Here is a 2,116-nt window from a genome sequence, read left to right as displayed (position 1 = left end):
GGTGTATAATAGTACACATAGCAAAGGAGAACTATGCATATTGATCCTAATAATAAAGATGCCATTTACGAACAAATTGTATTTAATATAAAAAAAGAGATTACCAAAGGGATTCTTGATGCTGGAGACAAAATCCTATCCGTTCGAGAGATGTCCAAGCAGTTGGGCGTTAACCCGAATACTGTTGCCAAAGCTTATAAGGAATTAGAGCATCAAAATGTAATCACAACTATTAAGGGAAGAGGTTCTTTTGTTAAAAATAATGATGGTCAGGATGAAGAAATTGATATTCAGACACAAAAAAAATTAAGAAGTCAGCTTAAATCATGGTTAGTTGAAGCACAATATGCAAAAATTCCATTAAGTTTAATCTATGAGTGGATAAAGGAGGAGGAGTAAAAGTGGAGATTCAAAATTTAAGTAAGAGGATTGATGGTAATGTTGTTTTGAAACATATTAATTTATCCATCCCTCTAGGAAGTATTTTTGGAATTGTGGGAAGAAATGGATCTGGTAAAACCACTTTATTCCGTACGATAGCCAGTCATTATTTGATGGATGAAGGAATGGTATCAATTGATGGTCAAGATATTAACAAAGAGGTTAGTCTAAAGAATGATATTTTTTTCCTTGATCCTCAATATCAACCATTAAATAAAATGAGATTACGAACAATTGAGAGTTATTTTTCTCTATTATATCCTCTTTTTGATAGTAAGAGATTTTTGGAATTGATCGAAAAACATCAATTACCTGATGATCAATTTCAAAAATATTCCAAAGGGATGCAATGCTTACTCCTCGTTATTATTGCGCTTTGTTCAAATTGTTCCTATATTATCTTAGATGAACCTCTTGATGGGCTCGATGTTATCGTACGGAAACAGGTTGTTGATTTAATGATCGATGCAATCAGTGATCGAGAGAGAAGTATTATTTTAGCTTCACATAATTTGAATGAGTTGGAAAAGCTAGCGGACCAAGTCGCTTTTATTAAAGAACACTCTATTGTTTCTATATTGAATCTTTCTACAGTAAAAATGTCAATCTGTAAACTTCAGATTGCTTTTAAAGACTATGAATTACCTCAGTTTATCAAACAAGAAGCGAAGCATATTACTCATGAAGGCCGAGTAAGCACAGTGATTTTTGAAAATTATAGTGATGAACTTATGGAACGAATAAACAATTGTGAACCACTACTGATTGAAGAACTTCCTTTAACTTTAGAAGATATTTTTATAAGCAAGTTTTCAGGTCATGAGATGACTGATGAAAGAGAGTGAGGAAAGAATGGATAACAAAAAATTGAACAAAATTACTTGGAAACGAGCCAAACCAATCGTTTTAAGTTTAGGAATACTGTTAATATTAATCTCTGTTTTTATTGGATTTAACTCCACAAAAAATTGGCATAGAGAGCAAAACTTTATCCATTCTCAAGAGGCTAGAGACCAATATAATTCATACCTTGCTGCACAAAAAACTGAAGAGGATGATGTAAATAAAAAATATAAAGAAACAAAAGATTACCAAGGAAGTGTCGATTATGCAGAGAACCAGGACGCAGGAATTTTTCTGAAATTTGATTCTAAAACTGGTAAGTTTCATATTCAATCACAGACTTTTAAAGAATTTTACGGTTATATAAGGGCCAAATTATTTTACACGCGAAGTGCGCTGGACTTAACTAATTTTAGATATTTGTTTACGTCCAGAAACGTGTTTCGTGGTTTTACTCTTATTAGCTTATTTTTCATTGTTGCTGGATTTTTAGTATCCTTCTTAAATTACAAGACAAATTTTTTACAGATTTTATTTTCGTCTGGGTATAAAAGAAAACAAATTTTAAAAAGCAGTATATTGACGTCGTTAATTCCTTTATTATTAATGGCAATTACTGCTGTTAGCATTAATTTAGTCATTCTTTATAGTCGCATTCCTCACCAATATATTAATTATCCTCTAGATAAAATTATTTTCTACCAATTTTGCATCTTATTAGTTGCCATTTGTTACTATTTTTTAGGTTTTTTTTCTGGGACTATTTTGGGACAGGGGATTACAGGCGCCTTATCTTTGATCGGCTTTGTCTTTGGATTAGAGTTGATAAAGC

3 protein-coding genes are annotated in these 2,116 nt (G+C 31.7%); all 3 read left to right on the top strand.

Going from position 1 to position 2,116, the window contains the following annotated elements; all coding sequences use genetic code 11:
* The first annotated feature begins 33 nt into the window (after positions 1-33).
* Positions 34-399: a GntR family transcriptional regulator gene (locus ABZS58_RS51160; protein ID WP_017864521.1), complete on the top strand. Its 366-nt coding sequence runs from the start codon at positions 34-36 to the stop codon at positions 397-399.
* A complete protein-coding gene (locus tag ABZS58_RS51155; RefSeq protein ID WP_351660284.1) occupies positions 378-1,286 on the top strand; it encodes an ABC transporter ATP-binding protein in 909 nt (302 codons plus the stop codon). Before ABZS58_RS51160 ends, ABZS58_RS51155 begins: the two co-directional genes overlap by 22 nt.
* Positions 1,273-2,116 (top strand): hypothetical protein (locus ABZS58_RS51150; RefSeq protein ID WP_354792098.1); only part of this gene is annotated, 844 nt, incomplete at its 3' end. The genes ABZS58_RS51155 and ABZS58_RS51150, both read left to right, overlap by 14 nt.

Source organism: Dactylosporangium sp. NPDC005555, from assembly GCF_040605635.1.
Lineage (GTDB): Bacteria > Actinomycetota > Actinomycetes > Mycobacteriales > Micromonosporaceae > Dactylosporangium.
Note: the sequence above shows the minus strand (reverse complement) of the source record. Positions and strands in the feature narration are given on the sequence as shown.